This is a genomic window from Halorubrum rutilum, assembly GCF_024494565.1.
Genome location: NZ_JANHDN010000003.1, coordinates 333,104 through 358,840, shown reverse-complemented (window position 1 = coordinate 358,840; position 25,737 = coordinate 333,104). Strand labels below are relative to the sequence as shown.

Annotated in this window: 27 protein-coding genes; 13 read left to right on the top strand and 14 right to left on the bottom strand. The window is 72.0% G+C overall.

What is annotated here, in order from left to right:
• Window positions 1-92 precede the first annotated feature (92 nt).
• Entirely contained in the window at window positions 93-1,253 is a 1,161-nt protein-coding gene (locus NO900_RS08385) for a thiolase family protein (protein WP_256408762.1), read from the top strand.
• Entirely contained in the window at window positions 1,250-1,738 is a 489-nt protein-coding gene (locus tag NO900_RS08380) for a PhlB family protein (protein ID WP_256408761.1), read from the top strand. The genes NO900_RS08385 and NO900_RS08380 overlap by 4 nt, the downstream gene beginning before the upstream one ends.
• A gap of 47 nt (window positions 1,739-1,785) precedes the next feature.
• Here NO900_RS08380 and NO900_RS08375 read toward each other — a convergent pair whose 3' ends face one another.
• From NO900_RS08375 to NO900_RS08360, 4 genes are all read right to left on the bottom strand, one after another.
• Complete coding sequence (locus NO900_RS08375; protein WP_256408760.1) at window positions 1,786-2,364, bottom strand: putative phosphothreonine lyase domain-containing protein; 579 nt, start codon at window positions 2,362-2,364, stop codon at window positions 1,786-1,788.
• A gap of 74 nt (window positions 2,365-2,438) precedes the next feature.
• A complete protein-coding gene (locus NO900_RS08370; RefSeq protein WP_256408759.1) occupies window positions 2,439-3,263 on the bottom strand; it encodes a metallophosphoesterase in 825 nt (274 codons plus the stop codon).
• A complete protein-coding gene (locus NO900_RS08365; RefSeq protein ID WP_256408758.1) occupies window positions 3,263-4,969 on the bottom strand; it encodes a hypothetical protein in 1,707 nt (568 codons plus the stop codon). Before NO900_RS08365 ends, NO900_RS08370 begins: the two co-directional genes overlap by 1 nt.
• On the bottom strand, window positions 4,966-6,240 hold the full coding sequence (locus tag NO900_RS08360) for a Single-stranded DNA binding protein (protein WP_256408757.1): 1,275 nt from the start codon (window positions 6,238-6,240) through the stop codon (window positions 4,966-4,968). The genes NO900_RS08365 and NO900_RS08360 overlap by 4 nt, the downstream gene beginning before the upstream one ends.
• 159 nt (window positions 6,241-6,399) lie before the next feature.
• Between NO900_RS08360 and NO900_RS08355 the strand changes: the two genes are divergently transcribed.
• Entirely contained in the window at window positions 6,400-6,729 is a 330-nt protein-coding gene (locus NO900_RS08355) for a DUF7510 family protein (RefSeq protein ID WP_256408756.1), read from the top strand.
• Window positions 6,730-6,821: 92 nt separating this feature from the next.
• Here the strand turns inward: NO900_RS08355 and NO900_RS08350 are convergent, their stop codons facing one another.
• From NO900_RS08350 to NO900_RS08325, 6 genes are all read right to left on the bottom strand, one after another.
• Window positions 6,822-7,850: a glycosyltransferase family 4 protein gene (locus NO900_RS08350; RefSeq protein WP_256408911.1), complete on the bottom strand. Its 1,029-nt coding sequence runs from the start codon at window positions 7,848-7,850 to the stop codon at window positions 6,822-6,824.
• Between the two features lie 131 nt (window positions 7,851-7,981).
• The gene (locus NO900_RS08345) at window positions 7,982-8,260 is read right to left on the bottom strand and encodes a DNA-directed RNA polymerase subunit L (RefSeq protein WP_256408755.1); all 279 of its coding nucleotides are present in this window, start codon (window positions 8,258-8,260) and stop codon (window positions 7,982-7,984) included.
• A 649-nt stretch (window positions 8,261-8,909) separates the two neighbouring features.
• Window positions 8,910-9,554 (bottom strand): 30S ribosomal protein S3ae, encoded by a 645-nt coding sequence (locus NO900_RS08340; RefSeq protein WP_256408754.1) that lies wholly within the window; start codon window positions 9,552-9,554, stop codon window positions 8,910-8,912.
• Window positions 9,551-9,913, bottom strand: a complete 363-nt coding sequence (locus NO900_RS08335) for a KEOPS complex subunit Pcc1 (RefSeq protein WP_256408753.1) — start codon at window positions 9,911-9,913, stop codon at window positions 9,551-9,553. Before NO900_RS08335 ends, NO900_RS08340 begins: the two co-directional genes overlap by 4 nt.
• Entirely contained in the window at window positions 9,910-11,163 is a 1,254-nt protein-coding gene (locus NO900_RS08330; RefSeq protein WP_256408752.1) for an exonuclease RecJ, read from the bottom strand. The genes NO900_RS08335 and NO900_RS08330 overlap by 4 nt, the downstream gene beginning before the upstream one ends.
• A 78-nt stretch (window positions 11,164-11,241) precedes the next feature.
• Window positions 11,242-11,712, bottom strand: a complete 471-nt coding sequence (locus tag NO900_RS08325) for a 30S ribosomal protein S15 (RefSeq protein WP_256408751.1) — start codon at window positions 11,710-11,712, stop codon at window positions 11,242-11,244.
• A gap of 362 nt (window positions 11,713-12,074) precedes the next feature.
• Here NO900_RS08325 and NO900_RS08320 point away from each other — a divergent pair, with 362 nt between their 5' ends.
• The 4 genes from NO900_RS08320 (at window position 12,075) to NO900_RS08305 (ending at window position 16,306) form a co-directional block, all read left to right on the top strand.
• Window positions 12,075-13,697: a Na+/H+ antiporter NhaC family protein gene (locus tag NO900_RS08320; protein WP_256408750.1), complete on the top strand. Its 1,623-nt coding sequence runs from the start codon at window positions 12,075-12,077 to the stop codon at window positions 13,695-13,697.
• Window positions 13,694-13,960 carry a DUF7513 family protein gene (locus tag NO900_RS08315; protein ID WP_256408749.1) on the top strand — a complete coding sequence of 89 codons (267 nt, stop codon included), beginning with the start codon at window positions 13,694-13,696 and terminating at the stop codon, window positions 13,958-13,960. Before NO900_RS08320 ends, NO900_RS08315 begins: the two co-directional genes overlap by 4 nt.
• Window positions 13,961-14,398: 438 nt before the next feature.
• Complete coding sequence (locus NO900_RS08310; protein ID WP_256408748.1) at window positions 14,399-15,082, top strand: PHP domain-containing protein; 684 nt, start codon at window positions 14,399-14,401, stop codon at window positions 15,080-15,082.
• Between the two features lie 6 nt (window positions 15,083-15,088).
• Window positions 15,089-16,306 (top strand): asparagine synthase C-terminal domain-containing protein, encoded by a 1,218-nt coding sequence (locus NO900_RS08305; protein ID WP_256408747.1) that lies wholly within the window; start codon window positions 15,089-15,091, stop codon window positions 16,304-16,306.
• Window positions 16,307-16,680: 374 nt separating this feature from the next.
• Here the strand turns inward: NO900_RS08305 and NO900_RS08300 are convergent, their stop codons facing one another.
• A complete protein-coding gene (locus NO900_RS08300) occupies window positions 16,681-17,352 on the bottom strand; it encodes a uracil-DNA glycosylase family protein (protein ID WP_256408746.1) in 672 nt (223 codons plus the stop codon).
• Window positions 17,353-17,689: 337 nt separating this feature from the next.
• On the opposite strand from NO900_RS08300, the gene NO900_RS08295 reads away from it, so the two are divergent.
• A complete protein-coding gene (locus tag NO900_RS08295) occupies window positions 17,690-17,863 on the top strand; it encodes a hypothetical protein (RefSeq protein WP_256408745.1) in 174 nt (57 codons plus the stop codon).
• A gap of 193 nt (window positions 17,864-18,056) precedes the next feature.
• Window positions 18,057-18,788 carry an archaeal proteasome endopeptidase complex subunit beta gene (psmB, locus tag NO900_RS08290; protein ID WP_256408743.1) on the top strand — a complete coding sequence of 244 codons (732 nt, stop codon included), beginning with the start codon at window positions 18,057-18,059 and terminating at the stop codon, window positions 18,786-18,788.
• A 124-nt stretch (window positions 18,789-18,912) separates the two neighbouring features.
• Here psmB and NO900_RS08285 read toward each other — a convergent pair whose 3' ends face one another.
• Together NO900_RS08285 and NO900_RS08280 are read right to left on the bottom strand one after the other, a co-directional pair.
• Window positions 18,913-19,665, bottom strand: a complete 753-nt coding sequence (locus NO900_RS08285; protein ID WP_256408742.1) for a protein sorting system archaetidylserine synthase — start codon at window positions 19,663-19,665, stop codon at window positions 18,913-18,915.
• Between the two features lie 99 nt (window positions 19,666-19,764).
• Entirely contained in the window at window positions 19,765-20,808 is a 1,044-nt protein-coding gene (locus NO900_RS08280; RefSeq protein WP_256408741.1) for a Brp/Blh family beta-carotene 15,15'-dioxygenase, read from the bottom strand.
• 119 nt (window positions 20,809-20,927) lie between these two features.
• Between NO900_RS08280 and NO900_RS08275 the strand changes: the two genes are divergently transcribed.
• From NO900_RS08275 to NO900_RS08260, 4 genes are all read left to right on the top strand, one after another.
• Window positions 20,928-22,931, top strand: coding sequence for a bacterio-opsin activator domain-containing protein (locus NO900_RS08275; protein WP_256408740.1), 2,004 nt, complete (start codon window positions 20,928-20,930; stop codon window positions 22,929-22,931).
• 20 nt (window positions 22,932-22,951) lie between these two features.
• Window positions 22,952-23,401 carry an SRPBCC family protein gene (locus tag NO900_RS08270; RefSeq protein ID WP_256408739.1) on the top strand — a complete coding sequence of 150 codons (450 nt, stop codon included), beginning with the start codon at window positions 22,952-22,954 and terminating at the stop codon, window positions 23,399-23,401.
• A 132-nt stretch (window positions 23,402-23,533) separates the two neighbouring features.
• A complete protein-coding gene (locus tag NO900_RS08265) occupies window positions 23,534-24,673 on the top strand; it encodes an SPFH domain-containing protein (protein ID WP_256408738.1) in 1,140 nt (379 codons plus the stop codon).
• An 89-nt stretch (window positions 24,674-24,762) separates the two neighbouring features.
• Window positions 24,763-25,380, top strand: coding sequence for a winged helix-turn-helix transcriptional regulator (locus NO900_RS08260; protein ID WP_256408737.1), 618 nt, complete (start codon window positions 24,763-24,765; stop codon window positions 25,378-25,380).
• A 44-nt stretch (window positions 25,381-25,424) separates the two neighbouring features.
• Here NO900_RS08260 and NO900_RS08255 read toward each other — a convergent pair whose 3' ends face one another.
• Entirely contained in the window at window positions 25,425-25,679 is a 255-nt protein-coding gene (locus NO900_RS08255) for a DUF7123 family protein (RefSeq protein ID WP_256408736.1), read from the bottom strand.
• Window positions 25,680-25,737: the final 58 nt, after the last annotated feature.

Here is a 25,737-nt window from a genome sequence, read left to right as displayed (position 1 = left end):
CCCGCCGTCGACTCGACCCGCCGTCGCCTCGCCCGGCCATCGCCCCGACCGCGGAGAGGTACGTTTTAGGCCGACGCCGCGGACCGACGCGTATGGAACGCGTAGCGATCGTCGGCGCGTCGATGACCCGGTTCGGGCAGCGCGACGCCTGGGTGCGGGAGCTGCTGGCGGAGGCGGGCGCGGCCGCGCTCGACGACGCCGGCGTCGACGGCGACGACCTCGACCACCTGTACGTCTCGAACATGGCGAGCGGCGAGTTCGAGGGCCAGACCGGCGTCCCGAACGCGCTCGCCCACGACCTGGCGGCCACCCCGGCGTACACCGCTCGGATCGACCAGACCTCCTCCTCCGGCGGCGCGGGCGTGTACGCCGCGTGGCAGTCGGTCGCCTCCGGCGCGAGCGACCTGACGATGCTCGTCGGCGGCGAGAAGATGACCCACCGGACGACGTCGGAGGCGACCGACGTGATCGCGTCGCTCACGCATCCGGTCGAGTACAAGCACGGCGTCACGCTCCCCTCCTTCGCGGGGCTCACCGCCCGGCTCTACCTCGACGAGTACGACGCGCCGCGCGAGAGCCTCGGGAAGGTCGCGGTGAAGAACCACCGGAACGGCGTCGACAACCCCCACGCGCAGTTCCGGAAGGAGGTCGACCTCGACACGGTGCTCGACTCGCCGATCGTCGCCGACCCCCTCCGACTGTACGACTTCTGTCCGATCACGGACGGCTCCGCGGCGCTCGTGTTCTGCCCCGAGTCCGTCGCCGAGGAGTACGTCCCCGAGGGCGAGTACGCGGTGATATCCGGAATCGGCGGCGCGACCGACACCCACGTCGTCCACGAGCGCGCGGACCCGACGACGATGGGCGGCGTCGTCGACTCCTCCGATATCGCCTACGAGATGGCCGGGATCGGCCCGGACGACGTCGATGTCGCGGAGCTCCACGACATGTTCACCATCCTGGAGTTCCTCCAGAGCGAGGACCTCGGCTTCTTCGAGAAGGGCGAGGGGTGGAAGGCGGTCGAGGAGGGCGTCACCGACCGCGACGGCGACCTCCCGATCAACACCTCCGGCGGGCTCAAGTCGAAGGGCCACCCGCTCGGCGCCAGCGGCGTCGCGCAGGTGTACGAGATATTCGAGCAGGTCACCGGCGACGCCGGCCCGCGACAGGTCGAGGCCGAAACTGGCCTCGCCTGCAACGTCGGCGGGTTCGGGAACTGCGTGACCACGACGATTCTGGAGGGAAGCCAATGAGCGACAACGAAGCGACCGACGGCGACGGCGCGGCCGGAAGCGACGAGGCGGAAGCGGGCGACGGACCGACCTTCGAGGCGGCGGAGTACGCGGACGGAACGGTCACCTACCCGCCCCACACCGTGGGCCCGAACGGCGCCGAACGCGTCGGGACGGTCGACCTCAGCGAGCACGAGGCCCGGGTAGTCACGTGGACGACGTCGACGGCGACGCCGCCCGGCGTCCGCGAGCCGAACACGCTCGCGATCGTCGAGTTCGACATGGGCGAGGAGTACGACGGGCCGCCGGTCCGCGCGCTCGGGCAGGTCGCGCCGCGCGAGGCGAACGCCGACGGCGAGGGCGCCGACGACGCGGGCGACATCGACGTCGCCATCGGCGACCGCGTCGAACCCGTCTACGCCGACGAGCTCCGCGAGCCGGGCGCGGGGATCCGCGAGCCGGAGAGCCAGGAGTGGGACGGCTTCCGGTTCCGGCCGGTCGAGTAGCCCGATCGCTCCCTCGACGGGTAATCCGGTGACCGCCTCGGTCGGTCTCAGGCCCGGAACCGCGCCGCCGACGAGTCGGTGAGCCCGCCGAGCCGCTCCTCGTGGACTCCGTCGAGCGTGTAGGCGTCCGGCCGGTACCGGATCGCCTCGGTCACGCCGTGGACCTCCCTGAGCCGACGCCGAACCCGGTCGACGTCCGCTCGGTCGAAGTAGTTCGGCGTGAACACGAGCACGGCGTGGTCCGCCTCGCCGAACGCCTTGCACCCGGCCCGGGTCGTGACCGTCGCGTCCCAGAACCGCTCGGCCGCGACGTCGTCGACCACCGCGTCCCAGAGCTCGTCGACCGCTTCTGAGGGGCGCTCGACGAGCCACTTCCCGCTCAGGTACGTCGTTTCGAGGGCGAACCGGTCGACGTCGGCGACCCGCTCGGCGTCGGCCGGGAGCGATCCCTCCCCGTCCCGCTCGACCGCCGGGAGGTCCGCCTCCGTCGTCGCCGCGGGCCGCGTCACGCCGTGCCTCGGGAAGTAGCCGTCGCGGGCCTCCCGCGGGAACCCCGTCACGTCCTTCACTCGGAGCCAGTGCCGCCCCGCCTCGTCGATCTCGGTGGGCGAGCGCTCGGTGACCATGGCCCCCGTTCCGTCTCCCGAGAGAAAACGCTCCCGGCGCCGAGGGAGCGGGAGCCACCCGATCCGAACCGCCCTCAGATCCGCCGGAAGTCGCCGAGCCGCGTCCCGTCCAGGAGGTACGCGTCGCCCGCCGGGAGCGCGTCGGGGAGGAACGGCGCGAGGAACGACTGCCCGTCGACGTTCGCCCACGTTCCCCCGGAACGCTCGTTGAACGCCGGGAAGACGACGAGTTCGGGGGGATCTGCGGAGACATCCCCGTCCGCGCCGAGACCGCCCTCAACGAACGCGTCCGGGTCGAGTTCGCCGCGGAGCCACGCGCGCTCGACGCGCGAGCCGCCGACCGCGTCCTCCAGCCGGACCTGGGGGTGCTCGTGGCCCATGCACACCACGTCGGCGTCGAGGAGCGCCGGGTCCGGCCACGTGTGGCCGTGGAGGACCGCGACGCGACCGGTCCGGCTCCGAGCCGGTTCGTCGCCGCCGTCGGCAGCCCCGTCGAGGAGCCCGCCGCCGGCCCCGATCACGTCCAGGTCGTCGGCGAACGCCTCGGCGACGCCCGCGTCGTGGTTGCCCTCGACGAGCGTCATCGGGACGCGGTCGGTCACCGCGCGGACGAGCGCCTCCAGTTCCTCGCGCTCCTCGCCCTCCGGCGCCGCGATCCGGTGCGCGAGGTCGCCGAGGACGACGAGCCGGTCGGCGTCGGTCTCGGCGATCAGGGCGCAGAGCCGCTCGCGGCGCTCGTCGGCCCGGTCGTCGAGCTCGACGCCGCGCTCGTAGCGCAGCCCGACCTCGACGCCGGCGTGGACGTCGGCGACGAGCAGCGCGCGCTCCCGGCCGAGATCCGCGACGGCGGCCGGCTCGCCGACGACCGGCTCGACCGCGGCCGACTCCGCGCGCGCCATCAGATCGGCTTGAGCACGCCGTCGCCGGGCTCGTAGCACTTCCCGCTCATCAGCGCGTCTCGGATCGCGTCCTCGACCGCGTCGGCGGCGGCGCCGTGCTCGTCGACCACGCGCTCGACGACCGCCTCGCGGTCGGCCCCGTCGCCGTCGTCGAGCGCGTCCATGGCGTCGACGACCGCGTCTTCGAGGTCGACCGCTTCGGCGGCCCCGTCGCCTTCCTCCGACTCGGCGGCCTCGCCCCCGGCGTCCGACTCGGCGGTCGCGACCGCCTCGTCGCCTCCGGCCGCGTCGCCGGTCGCGTCGTCGTCGGTCGCTCCGACCGGCTCGGCGTCGACGTCGGTCGCCGCGGCGTCCTCGGGCGTCTCCTGCAGCTCCTCCGGATCCGGCACGTCGATGTCGGCCTCCCCGGGCTCGCCGACCTCGGAGCCGGTGGCGAAGTCGGTGCCGAACTCGGACTCGATCTCCTCGCGCTCCGCCTCGTCGAGCTCGTACATCTCGTCGCCCGCGGGGTCGGCGGCGTCCGGATCGGCCGAGGCCTCGGCGTCGGTCCCGCCGCCGACCGACCCTCCCGCGTCGAGGTCGTCGCCGGTCTCGAAGTCACCGAGGCCGCCGCCTCCCGCGTCGGTCGCGGGCTCCGCGGCGTCGTCGCTATCGGCGGCGTCGGCCGCGTCCTCGACCGTGTCGCCCGCCGTCGCGTCGGCCGCGCCGCCGGCCGCCTCGGTCCCGACCTCGTCGGGGTCGCCCTCGCCGACGCCCGTCGTCCCGCTCGACTCGGCCGACTCGGAGTCGCCGCCCGCGCCGACCGTCGCGGTCGATTCGACCTCCCCCTCGTCGGCGGCCGTCCCGGTCTCGTCGATCGTTTCGGTCTCGTCGGCCGTCCCGATTTCGTCGGCCGTCCCGGTCTCGTCACCCGCTCCGACCTCGGTCGCCGGTCCGCCGGCTCCCGACGGCGCCGCGGCCCCCGTCGGCGCCTCGATCGTCACGTCGGTCCCCGGGAGCGCGCCGACGGTCGCGTCGCCCCCGGCGTCCGGCGCGAGGTCGAGCGGACGGACCTCGTCGCGGTCGCCGGCGATCAGCTCCAGCGCGTCGACGGCGAGCCGCCGGACCGCCTCGACGTACGCGGTCGAGGTGTCGTAGTGCTCGATCGCCTTCGGGATCCCCGCCGCGAGCGACGCGGGCGCGCCGCCGGATTCGAGGGCCGCGCGGAGCTCGTCGCCGCGGAGGTCCGAATCGAGCGCCGCCGCGAAGACGGCGAGGCGGTCGAGCGTCGCTTCCGCGGCGGAGACGACCCAGCGGTCCCGGGTGTCGGCGTCGACCTCGTTGAGGCTCTCGGGGCGGACCGAGGTGAACACCCGGTCGGAGTCCTCCGGCTCGAAGGTGCGCGCCTTCCCCGTGAGCGCGACGAACGCCGGCGGGTCGGCGCGTTCGAGGAACGCCTGCGCCTCGGGCTGGTACTGGCCGGCGTATGTGACGAACGCGCCGGAGGGGTCGACGACCCGCCCGCGGCGCGTCTCGTCGTTGACGCGCTCGACCTCGGTGAGCACGCCCGCGACGAACAGCCGGTTCACGCGCGCGCCGGTCGGCGTGACGACGTAGTTCGGCGCGCGCTCCTCGTCGCTCTCGGAGTACGAGAGGGTGGCGCCGTCGAACTCGGCGGCGAACACCCGGTGGGCGACCTCGCGGGCGCCCGGCCCGTCGTCGCTCATTCGCCCACCTCCGCGAGCGCGACGCGGGCGCGCTCGGCCGGGTCGTCGTCCGCGAGCTCGAACTCGCTCGCGTCGAGGTTGGCCCCGTAGTCGTCGACCGAGAGGCTCCCGCGGACGCGGTAGGCGCGCCCGACCAGCGAGTCGGCGATCGACTCGGCGACGACCTCCTTGTCCATCGCCTCTTTCGCCGCGGCGAGCGCGTCGTCGAGCCCGCCGCCGTACACCTCGGCGGTGAGCTCGTCGTCGAGGACGACGGTGACGGTGTCGGTGCCGTCGTCCAGGATCGCCTTCACCCGCAGGTCGTCCTCGCCGTCGACGTCGCCGTGGCTCCGGCACTGCCCGTTCTGGACGACGCGGCCGCAGTCGGGACAGCGCTCGATGAGCCCGGAGCCGTCCCGAATTTCGAGGACGTTGCCGACGACCTCGACGTCGAACATGCCGCCGGAGGCGACCGCCTCGCCGACCGAGAGGCGGGGGGCGTCCTCGGCGACCTCGACGGGGTCGGGGAGGGGGGTGACCGCCGAGAACTCGGTGAGGTTGATCGAGGGGACGCCGCGGAACTCGCGGACGTACACGTCCTCGATCCGGAGGTCGGCGCCCGGCTCCAGCTCCGGGCGGGGCTGCCAGTCGGTGAACGGGAGCTTCGCGGTCGCGTCGCCGACGACCCCCTCCAGGATCTCCGTCTCGCCGTCGCGCCCGGAGATCGTCTTCTCGTCGACCTCCAGCACGCGGACCTCGACGTTGCGTCCGCGGTCGCCGGCCGCGATGTCGACGAGGTCGCGGTCGCCGCCGACCTCGCGATCGACTTCGACCGGATCGTCCGCGATGGCGACGGTGGTGGAGTCGTTGAGGTTGAGCTCCGGCGCGCCCTCCCACTCGCGGACGCCGGCGTTGCCGATCGTCAGCGAGTCGCCGGGCTCGAACCCGAAGTCCTGCCAGGCGGTGTAGGAGATGACGCCCGTCTCGTCGGCGACCTCCCCCTCGCGGATCGTGAGGTCGTCGCCCTGGTACCGGATCGTCCGCGTTCCCTGCGTGAGGACTTTGACCGTCACCGTCACGCCGTCGTGGTCGGTGGTGATCTCGCCGACGTCGACGGCGTCCGGCGTCGGCGTCGAGCCGCCGCCACCGCCGCCGTGCTTCCGGCGGACGCTCTGTTTCGCCTCGTCGATCGGGACGCTGTACTCCAGTAGGTTCTCCAAGTCGGCTTTGACCTCCTCTTTGTCGACGCCGAGGTCGGAGGCGAGCTCCTCGGCATGGCTGTTGACGTCCATCGGAGTCGACTTCGACGCGACCGCACAAAAGGATTCACCACCCGGGGAGCGGTCCCGGCGCGACCCCGGCGCGACCCCGACGCGAGGGCCGGCCGCTCGGGACGGCGACCGGGCGTCGACGCCGGTACTGCTAAATCGCCCCCGTCCGCAACGTGGGGCATGGACGAGATCGATATCGACGCGCGCGTCACGGGGGAGCGAACCGTCATCGACGTGACCGGCACCCGCGACGTCGCGGTCGTCGTCCGCTCCGCGGGCGGCGAGCGGATCTACCTCCCGCCGGAGGGGTTCGACGAGCCCGTCTCGGGGTCGCCGTACACCTCGCCGTATCAGGGCGGGGGCGGGATCGACGGCGAGGAGAGCCCGTACGGCGGGGAGACCGGGAGCACGCGCGGCGTGATCGAGACGGCCGAGGGGTTCCGGATCACCCACCCGGAGACGGCGACCGAGTTCGACGTGTACCGCGGCGACGAGGAGGCGGCGGAATAGCGATCGAACCGGTCCGAGCGCCCGCCCTCCCTCACGTCCTCGGACACCGCCGGCGCGTCTCCCGCTGAGTTCTCGGACACCGCCGGCGCGCCCTACGCGACCTCCTCGTACACCGCCAGCGTGTCCTCCGCCACGTCCAGCCACTCGCGGCGCTCGTACTGCGGCGGCTCCTCGCGGTCGAGCGCCTCGATGAGCCCGTCGACGATCGACTCCGAGTCCGTCTCGACCTCCACGAGACAGCCGTCGGGCAGCACCTCGGCGACGCCCGAGGGCGTCGCGACGACCTGCGTCCCCGCCTCCAGCGCCTCCGTGATCGTGATCCCGAACGGCTCCGCGTACGAGGGGGAGACGAACGCGTCCGACGCGGCGTAGTAGTCGCCGAGCTCCGCCTCGGGGACGTAGCCGACGAACTCGACCCGGTCCTCGATGCCGAGCAGCTCGGTGAACCGCTTCAGCTGCTCGGTCTGGTGGCCCGACCCGCCGACGACGAGCGTCACGTCGCGCCCGCGGAGCTTCTTCACCGCGTACAGCAGGTGCGAGATTCCCTTCTGGTCCGTGTGTCTCCCGACGAAGAACAGCATCTCGCCGTCGATGCCGAGGTCCTCGCGGACGTCCTTGCCGGAGAACGTCGGCGTCGAGAACCCGTTGTAGACGACGCGGGAGTCGGCGTCGTACAGCTCCCTGATGTCGCCGCGGACGATCTCGCTGACGGCGATGTTCGTGTCGGCGGCGTTCGCGAGCCGGCGTTCGGTCTCGACCTCGCGGCTCGGCGGGTCGATGTTGCGGTCGCTCGCGAGCGAGTGGAACGACGAGACCCACGTCGCGTCCGAGGCGCGCGCGGCCTGCCGCCCCGGAGCGTAGCCGAACCAGTCGTGCGTGTGGATCACGTCGTGGTCGGGCGCCAGCTCCGCGAACCGGTCGCTGAGGCGCTCGATGCGGGCGGCGATGTCGCCGTCGCCGGTCTCGACCGGTTCGAGGCCCGGCTCGTCGTCCGGGGCGAACTCCGCGGGCAACACGAGGGTGGCCTCCACCCCGAGGTCGTCGCGGAGCCCGGAGAACAGTTCGCCGACGTGGACGTCGAGCCCGCCGGTGATGTTCGGCGGGTACCCCCATCCCAGCATGAGTACGCTCGGTGGCATGCCTCCTCGTTTCTGGAGTCGACACTTAGGTATGCCCCTCGATCGGCGGGGTAGCGGCTCGCGGAGCGGAACAGACGAGCCGAAAGAGCATGGAACGGCGTCGCGGCGTCCCCTCAGGCCGCCCGCACGGCGTCGCGCAGCGCGTCGGTCCGGTCGGTGATCGCCCCGGCGGCGTCGGCGAGCAGGTCGAGCGGGTCGTCGGACTCCGACTTCACCGTCAGCACCGGCTCCGTCTGGCCGCCGGACTGCTCGGGATTCATGTCGTAGGTCGCGGCCGCGACGCCGTCGGTCTCCAGGAGGACGCCCTTCAGCACGTTCATGAACGTGTGGTCCTCGCCGGCGATCTCGATGCGGAGTTCCGTGTCGGTCTTCTCGATGACCCGCAGTTCCATACTCGTGCGGTCGGGCGAGCGGCGTTTCAAGCTTTCGTCTCCCGGATATCGGGGGATGCGGACGACCCGCACGCCACGGGATCCTTTTTAAATAGCGCGGGCGCAGCCGAGTGTACGGAGATTCGACTCGGCGTCAACAACGAGCGAGCGATGGCGTTCTACGAGACACAGGGGTTCGAGCCGTATCGAAAGCAGTTGACGCGATCGATGGAGTGAGTGGCCGTTTATAACTGGTCCACGGCGGATCGGCGGTGAACACCTCCAAAGCCCCAGTCGCGAGGACGCCGCACGCCCGCTGCGCGCCTCACTCGGTCGCTCACTTCGTTCGGTCCCTCGTTTCGGTGCTTGCGTCGCCTGCGGCGTCCTCGCGACTGCCCCTTTGAGTCCCACCCGACCGCACCGCAACCGCAGCCTCACACCTCCCCAGCCTCGCGGTTCGCGCTCTGCGAGCGCTCACCGCGTCCCTCGCGCGTGCTGCTCGGCCGCGATACGGCCTCGCAGGCACGCGCCACTGCATTACGAACCGTCTTATCACGATCTCTATTTATGAGCGAGATCGTCGCCGCCGCTCTCGCTCACGGGCGTTCACGTCGGCGCCGCCGCTCCGCGGCTGATAAACGGAGAAGTCGCGTCGGCGCGTCGCGAGACGTTACTCGTCGTCGACGGCCACTTCGTCGGCGTCGACGTCGACGGCGGCCTCCTCCTCGGCGGCGACCTCGCGCGGCCGCGCTTCGAGGGTCAGCTTCTGGACCTCGACGCGGCGCAGCGGGTAGATCAGCTTCGCCTCGCCGTAGATCGCCGAGGAGAGGTTCCCCTCGACGATGGCGTCGACGAACGCCTCGAAGGTGCGCTCCTCGGCGGCCGCGTGGACCTTGTCGATCATGACGCGGCGGATCGCCTTCTCCTGGGAGCGGTCGGCCTTCTTCGTCGTCAGCGCGACGGGCTGAACGCGGATGCGGTAGTCGTCCGTCGTCAGCACCGTGATCGACGCCTCGACCTTCGAGGCGCCGCGGCGGACGAGCGAGCGCAGGTAGTCCCGCGTGAGCTCGTACGTGATGAACTCGGTGTACGCCGTGTCGCTGCCGACGTCGGTGATCTTGAAGGTCAGCTTCGTGTTGTTCGCGCCGGAGTCGCCGGTCAGCTCGCCCAGCGTCGTCGTGATCGTGCGGCCGACGACCTGGTCGGGCTCCTCGGCGAGCGTCTCGCCGAGCTCCTGCCGGTCGAACTGTTCGGGCGCCAGCACGGTGTACCAGCGCTTCTGTTCTCTGCTCTTGGATACGGATCGTTCGCTCATGTGTTAGTGTCTGTGTCGCCGTTGGTGTCGGAGCGGCGCGCTCCGCCGTCGGCCGCGAGGTGCGCCCTCGCGCGCTCGACGAGTCTGTCCGCGACGCGCAGGTTCACGACGTGGTCGTCCGCGGTCGCCCGCAGCCCGCCGGTGGTGGGCCGCTCGATCGCGCACTCGATCGCGTCGCCGTCGACGCGGGTGGCCATCGAGTCGGTCTCGTCCGGCGCGAGCGCGGCGGCGACGAGGGCGGCGTCGGCGTGGGTCGTCCGGACGGTCGCCGTCCGGGTCGCCCCGTCGCCCCGCGTCTCGTCGCCTCGGGCTCCGCCGGCGGACTCGCCGGCGTCGGTCCGCGGCTCGTCCCCGCTCATAGCGCCTCCCTGAGCGCGGCGAGCGCGCCCGTGACGTCGCCGTCGGTCTCGTTCCCGCGTCCGTTCTCGCTCGCCTCGTCGACCGCGCCGACCGCGATCCCGCCGCGGTCGGCGGTCCCCCAGCCGTCGCCGCCGACCTCGGCCGCGACCGACCGGCAGGCGTCGCCGAGCCCGACCGGTTCGGTCGCGGCGGCGGCGAGCCGGCCCGCGGTCTCGTCGACCGCGACGGCGACCGGCTCGGGCGACCGGAAGTCGCGGGCGAGCCGGGCGACGGTCGGGAGGACGGCGGCCGCGTCGCCCGCGGCGTCGCCATCTTCGGCGCGGCCGGCGCCGACGCCCGCCGCGACGTCGACGCGGACGACGACGCAGCCGTCGTACCGGCCGGTCGTCGCGGCGTCGAGCGCGCGGTGCGCCGCCAGTCCGTGCGAGCGCCACGCGTCGAGCGCGGCGGTCGCGAGGTCGTCGCCCGGGTCGGCGGCGAGCGCCAGCGCGACCCCCGTGCCGGGGGCCTCGCGGGCCAGCGCGTCAAGGACGTCGGCGTAGCCGCCGACCGTCTCGAACGGCGCCGCGTCCCCGACCGCCTCGTACGGACGGAGCGCGCGCTCGACCGCGGAGGCGGCCCGCGCGATCGCCCCGTCCGCGTCCGCGACGTCGACGGCGACCAGCGACGCGAGGCGTCGCCGGGCGTCGTCGTCGAGCTCGGCCGGGAGTCCGAGCTCAGCGAGCGCGGCGCGCGCGCCCTCCGTGTCGCCGGAGTACGGCGTCCGGACGAGCGTCGACGCCGCGAGTCCGTCCGCGAGATCCGCGGTCGGGATCGCGACGCCGGGCCGCCGGCGGACGAGCTCCGACGCCTCCGCGGCGTCGAGCGCGTCGCCCGAGCCGTCCGTTCCGGGGACGGAGCCGGCCGCGACGACGCCCGCGAGGGCGACGACGGGGTCCGGCTCGATACCGAGCGCGCGCGAGACCGCGAACGCGTCCGCGCTCGCCGGGCGTCCGGCGCCGGGAATCGCGTGCGCCCCGCGCGCCGCGCCGACGGTCACCGCGACGCCGTCGTCGGCGTCGTCGGGAACGGGGTCGGCGGCGACCCGGACCTGGAACGGCGTGCCGACGGCTCGCAGCGCTCCGGCGAGCAGCCCCGCGGCCGCCAGCGCGTCGCCGTCGTCGGTCGCGACGAGCCGGGCGAACGGCGCGTCTGCGAGGACGTCGGCGAGGGCGTCGGGGGCGGGCGTGGCGGTCGTCGCTTCGGTCATGGGTACGGGTTCGTGTGGTCTGCGTGTCGCGTCGTCTCCGGTTACCTCTCGGTTCGTCGGTGTCGCTGCCCGGCGTCGTTACTCGTCGCCGACCAGCTCGGCGGCGCGCTCGTAGGTGTACGTGAACTCCTCGTCGATCTCGTCGCCGCGGTAGTAGTTCGCGAGGCGGCGGATCTTCGACTCGGTGTTCTGGAGCGCGCGCTTGTTCTGGTGGTCCTGGCCGTTGTCCGCCATGTGCTCGCGGAGGCGAACGGCGCGTTCCATCAGATTGTAGAGGTCCTCGGGGTACTCCGGCTCGGCGTCGTGCTCCTCGAGGATCTCGGTGACCTTCTTGCCGGTCGCCAGCTTCACGTCCGGCACCGGGACGCCCTTGACGCCCTCGTCGCGCAGCTTGAGGCCGATGACGCTGGGGTCGTGGCCCTGCTCCGCCAGTTCGACGACGCGGGATTCGATCGCCTCCGCGTCGACGTCGCTCCACTCCGGGTTCTCGTCCGTCGCCGGCTTGTCCGAACCGGACGAACCGCGACGGCGCGTGTGCATTCGTGCCATTGTCTGAAATTGGAACGGCACAACCACAACGTGACCGCGGCTCCGCGCGGCGCGGCTGTCGGGCGCTCGCGTCGAGCGAGCGGTCGGGGGCCGATCCGCGCGAACGGACCGGCCCGAGCCGCGACGCCGGAGGCGTCGGTGCACTGCTACATTCCCAAGCCGCGGGCGAAGAGGCCCCGGCGAGTCGGATTTGCAGCTGTGCTGTTCCCGTCCGTGACGACGCCGGCGGGGTTCTTAAGCGTGTTCTTGTGGATCGCGGCGTGTCCGGGCGGAAACCGATTCGGGATCCGGCCGCCGGGTGGCCGACCCGAAAAAGGAGGGTTTAGGTGGACCCTCCGTCTCCGAGCGCGTAGGAGAAACGCATGACGGGTCCCCCAGACGACGAGACGCGAAATCGGATCGACGACGAACCGCCCGGTGGCGAACCACCCGCGGACGCACCCGATGACGCGACCGGCGAGCCGGTCCCCGTCGCCGACGGCGGATTCGCCGACGAGTCGGCGTCGACGGACAGCCCCCGGATCAGCTTCTACGGCGGCAAGTGGGCGAGCACGGTGCCGATCGCCTTCTTCATCGCCTGGGCGATCGTCCAGAGCGGGGTCCTCGGCATCGGCGACACGAACGGCCTCGTCATCGGCGCGCTCGTCGGGACCATCCTCGGGATGTTCCTCGTGCGCGGGGACTGGAAGGCGTACGCCGACACCATCTTCGAGGGGATGACTCAGCGCGTCGCCGCGACCGCGATCGTGGCGTGGCTGTGGGCCGGGATGTTCGCCGAGACGCTGCAGGTCGGCGGCTTCGTGGAGGGGCTCATCTTCGCGGCCGACGCGCTGAACGTCGGCGCGACCACCTTCCCCGCGGCCGCGTTCGTCCTCTGCGGCCTGCTCGCGACCGGGATTGGGACGGGGTACGGCGCGACCGTCGCGTTCGTCACCCTCTTCTTCCCGGCCGGGGTCCTCCTCGGCGCGAACCCGGTGCTGCTGTTCGCCGCGATCCTCTCGGGTGCCGTCTTCGGCGACAATCTCGCGCCCGTGAGCGACACGACGATCGTGAGCGCGGTGACCCAGGACGCCGACATCGGCGGCGTCGTCGCCTCGCGGTTCAAGTACGCGATCCTCGCCGCGGTGCCGGCGTTCGCCGCGTACCTGATCATGGGGTCGGTGCTCTCGGGCGCGAGCCTGGAGGGGGCGGCCGCGCTCCGCGAGTCCGCGACGGCGCCCGGACTAGTCCACCTGATCTCGATGGGCGTCGTCATCGCGACGGCGGTCGCGGGCCGCCACATCGTCGAGGCGATCTCGTGGGGGCTGATCGTCGCCGTCGCGTTCAACCTCGCGTTCGGGCTCTCGTCGGTCGCCGACGTCCTCGTGTTCACGACGACCGAGCCGACGCCCGCCGCGGCGCTCCCGTTCGTGCGGGTCGGCGAGACCGCGGGCGTCGGCGGCAGCCTCTACTCGGGCGCGGTCGGCTTCTTCCCGCTCATCGTCCTGACCCTGCTGATCGTGGCGATGGCGCAGATCATGATCCGCGGCGGCGGCTTCGAGGCGATCCTGGAGTTCCTGCTCGACTCGGTCGCGACCACCGTCCGCCGCGCCGAGCTGACGATGGTGCTCGGCACGGCGGCGATCAACGGGATGATCACGATCAACACCGCCGCGGAGATCGCGATCGCCCCGTATATCGCCCGGCTCGGCGAGAAGTTCAACATCAACGGCTACCGGCGCGCGAACATCCTCGACGCCAACACCTCGGCGCTGGGGTACATCTTCCCGTGGGCCGGCGGCGTGCTGGTGGGGTACCAGGTGATGGTCGGCCCCGACGGGCTCGGCGAGCAGTACGGTCCCGAGATGGTCGTCAACCCGATCGAGGTCGTGCCGTACGTGTTCCACGGCTGGTTCCTCGTTATCGTCTTCCTGCTGGCCGCGGTCACCGGCTTCGGGCGGGAGTACATCCCCGACCGGATCTCCGAGGAGGTGTCGCGCGCGTGAGCCGCTTCGAGAAGTTCCTCGCCGGCTGGTCGCTCCGGAGCTCGACCCCCGACTACGAGCCCGGCGACGTGATCGAGGTGATGGTCACCGGTGCGGAGGGAGACGGGGCCGTCGCCCGCATCGGCGACTCGACGCTGCGGATCGACGGCGCGCCCGAGGACGCGCTCGACACTCGCGTCCGGGTCGCGGTCGAGACGTGGGACGAGACGGCCCACCGCGGCACCGGGACCTACAGGGAGACGGTCGGCGAGAGCGCGTTCTGATCGGCTCGCGTCACTCCCTTTTCTCGAATTCGATGGCTGCGAGTCGACGGTGAAGCCCTCCAAAGTCCCAGCCGCTCGGCTATACGTGATCGCTGACTTCGCGGTGACCTTTCCCAAAGCCCCAGGCGCGACGACTCGCGCGGCTTGCTGCGCTCCTCAGTCGCTCGTTTCACTCGCTCCTTGCGGTGCTTACTGCGCCGGGCTTCGTCCTCGCGCCTGCCCCTTTGAATCCCGCCCGTCCGCAACCGCACCGCGCCTCACGCCTCCCCAGCCTCGTCAGTCGTCCTCCGCTTCGCTCCGGACGACTGACTCCCTCGCACGCGCTCCTCGCGCCCGAGGGGCGCTCGGAGGCGCGCGCCACCGCATTGCTTCCATCTCGACCGACGCGAATCGCCGCGGACCGGGGCGCTTTTTAAGTCGACTACCGAAGTACGGAGCGTGCTATCGGTCGAGCTCCACGCGCACTCCGCGCTGTCCTACGACGGGCGCGACCCGGTCGATCTGCTCTTGGAGCAGGCGGCCGCGGTCGGGCTCGACGCGCTCGCCGTCACCGACCACGACGAGATCGACGCCAGCGTCGAGGCGGCCGAGCGGGCCTCCGACTACGGGCTCGTCGGCATCGTCGGCATGGAGGTGACCTGCGCGGCCGGCCACGTGCTCGCGTTCGGCATCGACGAGCGCGTCGAGAGCGGGCTCCCCTTCGACGAGACGCTCGACCGGATCCGCGACCAGGGCGGGATCGCGGTCGTCCCCCACCCCTTCCAGAAGTCCCGCCACGGCGTCGCCGCCCACATCACCGACGAGCAGCTGTCGGGCGCCGACGCCCTCGAAGTGTACAACTCCCGGCTGTTCACGGGCCGCTCGAACCGACAGGCCGAGAAGTTCGCGCTCCGGAACCGGATCCCGATGACCGCCGGCAGCGACGCCCACATCTCGGAGATGGTCGGCCAGGCCGTGACCGAGGTCGGCGCCGACGAGCGCTCGGCCGACGCGATCCTCTCCGCGATCCGCGACGGCCGGACCAGCGTCGTCGGGAAGCGCACCCCGTGGCGCGTCTCGCTCCGCCAGTTCGGCGGCGGCGCCAAGCGCCGCGCGCTCCGCGCGCTCGACGCGCTCCGGTAGCCCGCGATGGCGGACACTCTCTCTTCGGACCTGCGCGGCGCGTCGCCCGAGACCGTTCGCGACGCCCTCCGCGACGGCGACCCCTTCCCCGGCGGGCGCGGCTTCGCCGGGTTGCTCGCGGATCCCCCCGACCGCGAGGGCCCGGTCCTCGTCCGCGACGCGCTCGGCCGCCGGCCGCTGTTCGTCGAGCGGGGCGCGGCGGAGCCGGAATCCGGGGACCGGTCCGCGGCCGGGCGCGATCCGACGGCCCCCGGCGCGTGGAGCTTCGACCGGACCGCCCTCGACGACCCGACGCCGGTTCCGGCCGGGAGCGTCGCGTCGGACGCGGAGACCGAGCGCGTCTGGTCGCTTCCGAGCGAGGAGCCGGCCGATCCGGAGTCCGCGCAGGCGGCGGTCGAGGACGCGCTCGACGCCGCGCTCGACGACCTCGGCGCGGGCGGTTCCGATGCGGCCGGTCCCGAAACGGAAGGCGGCGGAGCCGACCTCGCGGTCGCCTTCTCCGGCGGCGTCGACTCCGGGCTCGTCGCCGCCGGCGCCCCCGACGCGCCCTGTTACGTCGCCGGTTTCGAGGAGTGCCACGACGTCGCGGCGGCGCGCGAGGCGGCCGCGGCGATGGACCGCGACCTGCGCGTCGTCGAGATCACCCACGGGACGCTCCTGCGCGCCGTCCGCGAGGTCGCCGCCGCGACGGGCCGCCGCAACCCGATGGACCTGGCGATCGCGGCGCCGCTGTACCTCGCGGCCGAGGCGGCCGCGGCCGACGGAATCGATCGGCTCGCGGTCGGTCAGGGCGCCGACGAGCTGTTCGGCGGGTACAGCAAGGTCGTCGACCCCGTGGCCGACGACCGGGTCGACGCCGACACCGTGCGGGGCGCCCGGACCGAGACCGTTCGCACGCTCCCCGACCAGCTCGAACGCGACGTCCCCGCGCTCCGCGCGGCCGGGGTCGACCCGGTCGCGCCGCTGCTCGACGACCGGGTCGTCGCCACCGCGCTCGCGCTCCCGGGCGACCTGCTCGCGAGCGACGGGGAGCGGAAGGTCGCGCTCCGGCGGGCGGCGACCGGGCGCGTGCCCGAATCGGTCCGGACGGCCGACAAGAAGGCGGTCCAGTACGGGACGTACGTCTCCCGCGAGCTCGACCGGCTCGCGCGGCGGGCCGGGTTCAAGCGGCGCATGGACGACCACGTCGGGCGGTACCTCGACGACCTGCTGGCGGGCGACTGACTCGCGACGCGGTCGCTCCGCGTTCGACGGAGTTCGACGAAAAACGGCCCGCGAGGGCCGCTGCTGACCAAGCCGCCGTATGGAGTACCAGTCCTACGGCCGACGCCCGATCGTTCGGGCGTCTGGTGACGAATGACGGGGACCGGTATAAAATACGGGGAGTAGTGACAAATATGACTGTCGCGGTCGGCGTATAGCTGACGATCGGGCACTGAAACGGCGGTTTCGAGTCAGATACGCCGGTCTGCGTGTCGGAAGGGAAACGAAACCGCACGCGTATCCGACCCGCGATCGACGCGCGGTCGACCGCGGGCCGACTGCTACGCGCGGTCGACCGCGGGCCGACCGCGACGGGCTCGGTCCCGACCGAGCGCTCACCGGACGAGGTACGGGTCGCTCCCCGCGACGAAGCGCCCGAGGTCGCTCTCGCGACGGAAGTCGGTCGACCGGAGCTCTCGGAGCGCGTCGACGAGCCGGTCGGCGTCGCCCGCCTCCCACTCGGCGGGGTCCCTGATCGGGAGGACGAGCCAGCCGGAGCCGAGGAGCTCCTCGCCGTGGAGCGCCGCCATGTCGACCTCGGTCTTCCACGCCCGCGCCGTGTACTGTTCGAGGACGTGCTCGGTCGCCCTGGCGCCGACCGGGAGGAGGACGTGCGCGGCGATCGCCCTGAGCTCGGCGTCGAAGAACCGCTCCATGTCGTCGTACGACGCCGCGGTCGGCTCCCCGTCGGGCACGCACATGTGGAGGTACGAGAGGTACGTGCGCTCGGTGCGGACCGGCTCCGACTCCGCGTCTCCGCCCGTCCCGTCCGGCGCGACGCCCTCGGCGACTCCCGCGATCAGTCCCCCCTCGGTCAGCGCCGAGAGGAACGCCGGCGACCACGGCTCGCCGGTGAACGGGACGCCCGTCCCGACGCCGCCGTGGGTCCCGGGGTGGTCGCCGACGACGTGGAAGTCGGCGTTGGCGTCGCCGTAGCCCGGGACGAACGACCCGCAGTCCGGCCGCATCCCGAAGGGGTTGCGGGTCCGGTCCGTAACGTTCTGCACGCCACACCGTAGGCGACGCCCAGAATAAATCCCGTTCGGTCCGCGGCCGGACGCCCTCGCCGCCGCTCCGCCGCCGCCCCCGCCACACCGACCGCGAGGGCTCCCTCGGGTCCCCGAGAGCCCCGGATGCGAGGCGCACGAGGCGCGATGGTTACGCGTAACTTACGGAAATGAGCGGGGTTCACACCGCCGTGGATATCCCGATTCCGACGCCCCGCCGGTTATATTTCATAATCGTTAATTTACGACCCGAAACCGCACGACAGCGTCGAGGTTCTCGACGAACGCGCCCCGGAAAGTATTTATATACTCCTCCGTTCCGGTCGTCCGAAGACCCATGTTCGACCGCATCCGCTCGGCGGCCCTCTTCGGGATCCACCAAGCGACCGTCGCGATCGGTATCTCGCTGTTCCCGGTGGCCGTCTTCGCTCGCACGCGCCTCGGAATCAACGTCCCCGTCGGCCGGCTCGTGGAGACCACCGGCGAGGTGTACGAGCGCGTCGAGGAGTAGGCGATCCCCTTCCGATCCGAACCGTTCGTCGCCCCCCCCTAGCGACCGCGCCGCCGGCGACGCGACGGAGGTGTCACGGGGATGCGACGGCGACGCGCGGACCGCGACGGCCCGCGACGAATAGGCCCGTCGGAACCGGCGGGCGGTCCCCGAAGGGTTGCCTTTATCAGCGCGCCGGGCCAACGGAGTCGTAATGCGAACACCGACTGGCGACCTCTCCGAGGGGACGGCCGACGAGCTGGGCCGCGACCAGCCCGTCTTCGGACCCGAGCTCGGCGAGTTCGAACACAGCGAGCGCCGCGCGGCGCAGGCCGACGGCGAGGGCGAGATGAAGACCGGCACGACGACCGTCGGCATCAAGACCGCCGACGGCGTCGTGATGGCGACCGACATGCGCGCCTCGCTCGGCGGCATGGTCTCCTCGAAGGACGTCCAGAAGGTCGAGGAGATCCACCCCCGCGGCGCCCTGACGATCGCCGGCTCCGTCTCCGCCGCCCAGAACCTCATCTCCACGCTGAAGGCCGAGACGAGCCTCTACGAGACCCGCCGCGGCAAGGACATGTCGATGGAGGCGCTGTCGACGCTCACCGGGAACCTCCTCCGGACGGGCGCGTTCTTCATCGTCCAGCCGATCCTCGGCGGCGTCGACGACGACGGCGCCCACATCTACTCCATCGACGCCCTCGGCGGCACCACCGAGGAGGAGTACACCGTCACCGGCTCCGGCTCCCAGTACGCGCTCGGGGTCCTCGAACAGGAGTACCACGACGAGGTCACCGTCGACGAGGCGAAGACCATCGCCGCGAAGGCGATCCAGTCCGCCGTCGAGCGCGACCTCGCGTCCGGCAACGGGATCAACGTCGCCGTCGTCACCGAGGACGGCGTCGACATCACCCGCCACAAGGAGTTCGACGAGCTGCTGTAAGCGGCTCCATCCGCGCCGCCTCGACGACTCGCGTTTCACTTCCTTCCGAACTCGTTCCTTCGAGCCGCGGGTTCTGCGGACTTTCCCGCCCGGGATCCCTTCCGGGTCCGCGCACTCGGGCCGGTCACACCCGACGCCGCCCCGCGTCGCCGGGCGGCGACCGGATCCCGTCGCCCCAGTAGAACCGCGGGCCCAGGAGGAGGTAGCCGCACGCTAAAAAGAGGAGCGCGAACGCGAACCCCTCGCCGATCCACGCCGGGAGGGCGGCGGTGGCCATGTGGCCGGCCGGCGTGAGGATGACGGCGGCCTGCACGACGCCCATCACGAGCGCGTCCTGCGCGTGGAGGTCCGGGTACGTGACCGTCGTCCCCATGAGCACCGCGAACGCGGCGGTCGCCGCGGTCAGGAGCGCGGGGTCGGTGTAGCCGGCGATCACCGCGGCCGCGAGGATCGTCGCCGCCAGCGTGGTCGGCACGCCGACCGTCTCGCGGGCGTCGCTGTCGTACGCCGTGTACAGCCCGAGCCGAGCGACCGCGGCGGCGACGAACAGGGCCGCGACGGCGACGCCGACGCCGACGAGGAGGGGGTCGCTCGCGAGCGAGCCGGCGCCGAGGACGGCGGCCGCCACGAGGGCCGCGGGCGCGACGCCGAACGAGGCCACGTCGGCCAGCGAGTCGAGGTACGGCCCGGCGTCCGTCGACCCGCGGTGCCGGGCGACCACGCCGTCGAGCCCGTCGGCGACCGCGGCGAGCAACACCAGCCGGGCCGCGAGTTCGAGGTCGACCGCGGCCGCGACGACGGCGAGGAAGCCGACGGCCGCGTTCGCCACCGTCACCGCGTCCGCGAGCCCGAGCCGCCCGACGAACCGGAAACGCATACCGGATCGGTCGACGAGGCGGGTTTTAGTGCTTGTTATCTGTCGAGCGGTCGGCCCGCGGGGACGCGAGGTCCCGGTTCGGGGACGCGCGCTCCCGGCTCAGGGCACGTACCAGATCCCCCGGCCGAAGTCGAGCCACTCCCCGACGACGACGTGCGGGAGCGCGATGATGCAGACGAAGATGGTGTAGAAGGCGACCGCCCCCGGGAGCAGCGACCCGCCGGCGAGGGGGTTCGGCGCGACCACCCACAGCGACGTCGCGACCAGCGCGGTCACCAGCGCGCCGACGACGAGCACGCCCCACGCCATCACGACGGAGACGCCCTCGGTCCGGCTCGGTCGCTCCTCCTCGACGACCATGCTCCGGGCGGACTGCCGCAGCGAGTACCACAGCGGGAAGTAGAGCCCGATGGCGATCACGACGGGCACGAAGACGAAGTAGGCGACGAGCAGCAGCGTCTCGAAGGCGTCGAGCAGCCACGAGCGCGTGACGCCCCCGCTCGTCGCGAGCCCCCCGCCGAGGTGGAGGGCGACGCCGAGGCCGTAGACCGCGCCGAGGGCCGTCGTGAACGCCTCGGGCGAGCTCACCGCGGGCCCGGCCAGCGCCCCGTCGAACACGGTCAGCATGTACCCGGTGAACCCGTAGAACGTCTCCGTCCACGCGACGGCCGGGACGATCATCACGGCGCCGCCGCGGACGAGCGCGGCGAGCGCGCGCTGCGGCCGCGAGGCGAGGTGGTCGGTGCCGACGAGCGCGTCCATCACGTGGAGGTCGCCGTGGCCGCCCTTCGCGACCGCCGTGCCGAACGCGAGCGCGAGCGCCGGCAGCGGGGCGACGACGAACAGGCCGACGAAGCCGACGACGAACGCGAGGTACAGCCCCACGTAGCGCGCGCCGAAGGGGAGCCCGCGCCGCCGGAGGTTCGAGAAGTGCTCGTAGCCGCCGTGCGGGAGGTTCAGCGCGACCATCCCGACGAGGTAGACGAGCATCTGCGTCCGCAGTGCGGGCTCGCTTCCGGTCGCGTACACGCCGGCGAACGCGACGGTGAGGACCAGCAGCGCGGCGCGCGAGGCGTCGACGGCGGTCCGTTCCGGTTCTCCGAGGAGTCGGCGACGGGCGCGGCTCACGGCTCGCGTGGACATATCCATATGTACGGGTGCGGGGGTGTTGTGTGCACGCCGAAATTATGGAGTCTTTTAATAACATCTTCCGACGGCCAAGAGTATCAAACCTTAATTCGTCCGCCGACGAAGGGCAAGCCATGCCGGGTTCCCGGGCCCTGTTGGTCCATCCGGAGGAGGGGAGCGATCGCATCACGTCGGCGCTCGGCGCCGCCGGGTTCGACGTGACGACGGTCAACCGCGCCACGTCGGCGATCGCCAAGGTGACCACCGGGGAGTACGACTGCATCGTCAGCGAGTACTCCCTGCCGGGCGACGACGGTCTCGCGCTGGCGGAGGCGATCGAGGAGTCCGACGCGCGGGTTCCGGTCGTGATGTTCTCCGCGGTGGAGGACGACGAGGTCCTCGAGGCCGCCTTCGAGAACGGGGTCGACGAGTTCCTCCACAAGAACGGCTCCGCCTCGATCGACCGGCTCGTGACCGACGTCTCCACGGTCTGCTCCCGAAAGGGGGCGCCGGGCGCCAAGCAGGACGTCTCCGGACACGAACCGAGCGAGGAGGAGGTCAGCCGGGCCGTGCGCGAGGCGCCCGTCGGCGTCAGCCTCAGCGACCCCGAACTCCCGGACTACCCGCTCGTCTACGTCAACGACGCGTGGGAGGAGCACACCGGGTACCCGGCCGACGAGGCACTCGGCCGGAATCCCCGCTTCCTGCAGGGTCCCGGAACGGACCCCGAGACGGTCGACCGGCTCTCGACGGCGATCTCCGAGGAGGAGCAGGTGACCGTCGAGATCCGGAACTACCGCCGGGACGGGACGCCGTTCTGGAACGAGCTGACGGTCGCCCCGGTGTACGGCGCCGACGGCGACTTGGCCCACTACGTCGGGTTCCAGAACGACGTCACCGACCGCAAGCGCGCCGAGCAGCTCGCCGAGGAGCGCGCGGAGAAGCTCGCGACGGAGCGACAGGCCCTCGACCGGGTCCTCGGTCGGGTGAACGGGCTGCTCAGCGAGATCAGCCGGATCCTCGTCGAGAGCCGCGACTCGGAGACCATCGCCGAGCGCGTCTGCGAGGAGATCGCCGACGAGCCGGGGTACATGGGCGGCTGGATCGGCGAGGTGTCGTCGGCCACGGGCCGGCTGGACCTGACCGCGACGTGCGGGATCCCGATCGAGCCGGACGCGTCGTTCGCCCTCGACGAGACCCCCAGCGAGGTCCGGGAGGCGATCGAGACCGAGGAGGTCCACGGGCGGGCGGCCGGGAGCGGCTCGGAGAGCCGGCTCGCGCCGAGCGCGGTCGGCGCCCCCCGCCTCCTCGTCGTCCCGATCACCTACGGTCACCGGCGGTACGGTCTCCTCGGCATCTACAGCAGCGAGGGGAACGCCCTCGACCGGCGCGAGCGCAAGGTGTGCGAGTCGGTCGGGAAGATGATCGCCAACGGCCTCCACTCGGTCGAGACCACCCGGATCCTCACGACCGACCGGGTCGTGGAGCTCGAGGTCGCGATCGGGGACCGCTCGTTCTCGCTCTCGCGCGTCGCCGACGCGGTCGGCGGTCGGATCGAACACCTCGGGACCACGCGCCTCGACGACGACGCCTGCGAGCTGTACCTCAGGGTGACGGACCCCGCGGAGGCCGTGAGCGAGGTCGAGGCGCTCCCGTTCGTGGAGTCCGTCCGACTGGTGTCCGAGACGAACGGCGACGTCACGTTCGCCGTGACCGCGACCGAGTCGCCGCCGCTGACGCGGCTCGCGGAGTTCGGCGGCGTCGTCGTCGAGGCCACCGCGGACGCCACGAGCGCGAACCTGACCATCGAGGCGCCGCCCGAGCAGGACGTGCGCGGGATGCTCGACGTGTTCCGCGCGGAGTACGAGGGCGTCGAGCTCCGCTCCCGCGTCGAGCGGGAGAGCCGCGACCGGAGCCTGACCGAGTTCGCGGCGGCGGTGGACGACCGGCTCACCGACCGCCAGCGGTCGGCGCTGAAGACGGCCGAGCTGAACGGCTACTTCGAGTGGCCCCGGCCGGTCGACGGCTCCGAGATCGCCGAGCGGATGGGGATCACCCGGCAGACGTTCCACCAGCACCTCCGGGCGGCCGAGCGCAAGCTGGTCGAGGCGTACGTGGACCCGCGCTCGCGGAACTGAAGCGACGGCTCGGACGACCCATGTTCACCGCACGCGACTCCGCCGAGATCGACGCCGACGTGGAGGCCGTCTTCGCCTTCCTCGACGACCCGCACAACCACGCCGCCGTCACGCCCCGGCTCGAAGCTGTCAGGGACGTCGAACGACTCCCCAACGGCGGGAAGCGACTGTCGTACACCTACCGGATGGCGGGGCTCGGGATCGACGGGGAGATCGTCCAGACGGTCCACGAGCCGAACGAGCGGATGACCTTCGAGCTCCGCGGTCGGCTGACGGGGACGATCGACCTGACGTTCGAGCCGACGGACGGCGGGACGCGGCTGACCTACGCGGCGGAGTACGACCTCCCCGAGAACGCGCTGACCGCCCTCGGCGAGCCGGTCGTCCGCCGGTTCAACGAGCGGCAGGTGCGGGCGACGCTCGACGCCGTCGCGGAGCGGTTCGAGACGGGTGACGGGGACGGGACGTGAGCGCCGCCGACCCGCGGAACCACCGCCACCGCCCCGCCGCCACGCCGCCGCCGCCCCACCGCCGCCGCGTATCGGCGGCGCAGGCGGCGATTCGGGCGAAGTATTAAGAACGGGATAGCCTAACCTCGGGGCATGGATCCGACTCCCCTCCAGTTCGGCTTCGGCTTCGGTCTGGTGAGCATCGGCCTGCTCTTCCTGCTCTTAGTGGTCATCACGCTCTGGCAGTCGTTCGAGATCGTCGACGCCTACGAGAAGAAGACGCTCACGGTGTTCGGAGAGTACCGGAAGCTGCTCGAACCGGGGATCAACCTGATCCCGCCGTTCGTCTCCCGTACCTACCCGTTCGACATGCGGACGCAGACGCTCGACGTGCCCCGTCAGGAGGCGATCACGCGGGACAACTCGCCGGTGACGGCCGACGCGGTCGTCTACATCAAGGTGATGGACGCGAAGAAGGCGTTCCTCGAAGTGGACGACTACAAGAAGGCCGTCTCGAACCTCGCACAGACCACGCTCCGCGCGGTCCTCGGCGACATGGAGCTCGACGACACGCTGAACAAGCGCCAGGAAATCAACGCGAAGATCCGCAAGGAGCTGGACGAGCCGACGGACGAGTGGGGGATCCGCGTCGAGAGCGTCGAGGTCCGCGAGGTCAATCCCTCAAAGGACGTCCAGCAGGCGATGGAGCAGCAGACCTCCGCCGAGCGCCGCCGCCGCGCGATGATCCTCGAAGCGCAGGGGGAACGCCGCTCCGCGGTCGAGCAGGCGGAGGGCGACAAGCAGTCGAACATCATCCGCGCACAGGGGGAAAAGCAGTCCCAGATCCTCGAGGCGCAGGGGGACGCCATCTCGACGGTGCTGCGCGCGCGCTCCGCCGAGTCGATGGGCGAGCGCGCCATCATCGAGCGCGGCATGGAGACCCTCGAAGAGATCGGGAAAGGCGAGTCCACGACGTTCGTCCTCCCGCAGGAGCTCACGAGTCTGGTGGGGCGCTACGGGAAGGCCCTCTCCGGCTCCGACGTCCAGGAGATGGAGGGGCTCGACGGGAAGGAGTTCGACGACGACACCCGGAAGATGCTCGGGCTCGACGACATCGACGAGATCCTCGGCCAGATCGAGGAGTCGGCCGAGATGGACGTCGAGGAGTTGGAGAAGGAGGCCGAGGCGGTCAAGGCCGGCGGCGCGGGCGCGGATATCAAGTCCGCGGACGAGGTCATCCAGGAGATGGACGAGGAGGAGCCGACCGACGGCGAGGTCGAGCGCGAGACCTAATCGGCCGCGCCTGGGGTCGATAGCCGCTCGGATCCGCCGCGGTCGCCCCGAACGAAGTGCTTTTGTCGAGCCGACGACTAGCGACCTGCGTGACTGACGGCTTCGACGGGCGGAAGCGCGAGACGCTCCGACGGTTCGCCGCGATCGGAGCCGCCGCGCCGTTCGTCGGGACCGCGAGCGCCGACGCCGGGAGCGACGGGGCCGACGCCAACGAGACCCGCGAGGCGATCCGCGGCTACGTGCCGACGACCCCCGGCGCGCACTTCTCGAAGCTCCGCGACGACCTCCGGCTCGGGACCGGCGAGGCGCAGTACCACCTCCGGAAGCTGGAGGAGGCGGGGGAGATCGAGTCGGCGAAGGACGCCGACTACCGCCGGTACTTCCCGGCCGACCGGTTCGACGACCTCGACAAGCGCGCGCTCGGCTACCTCCGCCGCGACACCCCCCGCGGGATGATCCTCGCGCTGCTGCGCGACCCGGGGGCGACCGGGGCCGAACTCGCGGCCGACCTCGGCGTCTCGCGGCCGACGATCAGCGCCGCGGCCGCCGCGCTCGACGACGCCGGGCTGCTCGACCGCAGCGACGGCTACGCCCTGACCGAGCCGGAGCGGCTGCTCACGCTCGCGGTCCGGTACGCCGACTCCTTCGACGCCGACGCCGTCGCGTTCGCCGACGACGCGGCCGAGCTCGTCGCCTACGACCCGTGACCGACGAGCCGTAGCCGACGCCGCCCTCTCGACCCTCTCTCTGCCTACTCCGTGACCATCCACGTCGTCCCGGAGGAGTATCCCCACTTCTCGACGTCGATGTCGGCGGCCGCGTCGGCGACGGCGCCCATGTTCGCGCCGACCTCCTTCGCGGAGAGGTCGAGGTCGTCGGCGATGAGTCGCGACTTGAAGTACGTCCGCTCGCCGGCGTTCTCGCGCAGGTACCGCAAGATGCGCGCCTGTTTCGCGGAGAGGCCGGCGGACTCGACGGCGACCGCGTCCGGGTGGGCAGTGCTCATACCCGACACAGGCGGCGTCCGTTCATAAGCGGGTTGGTAGACCCGATTAACACGCCGC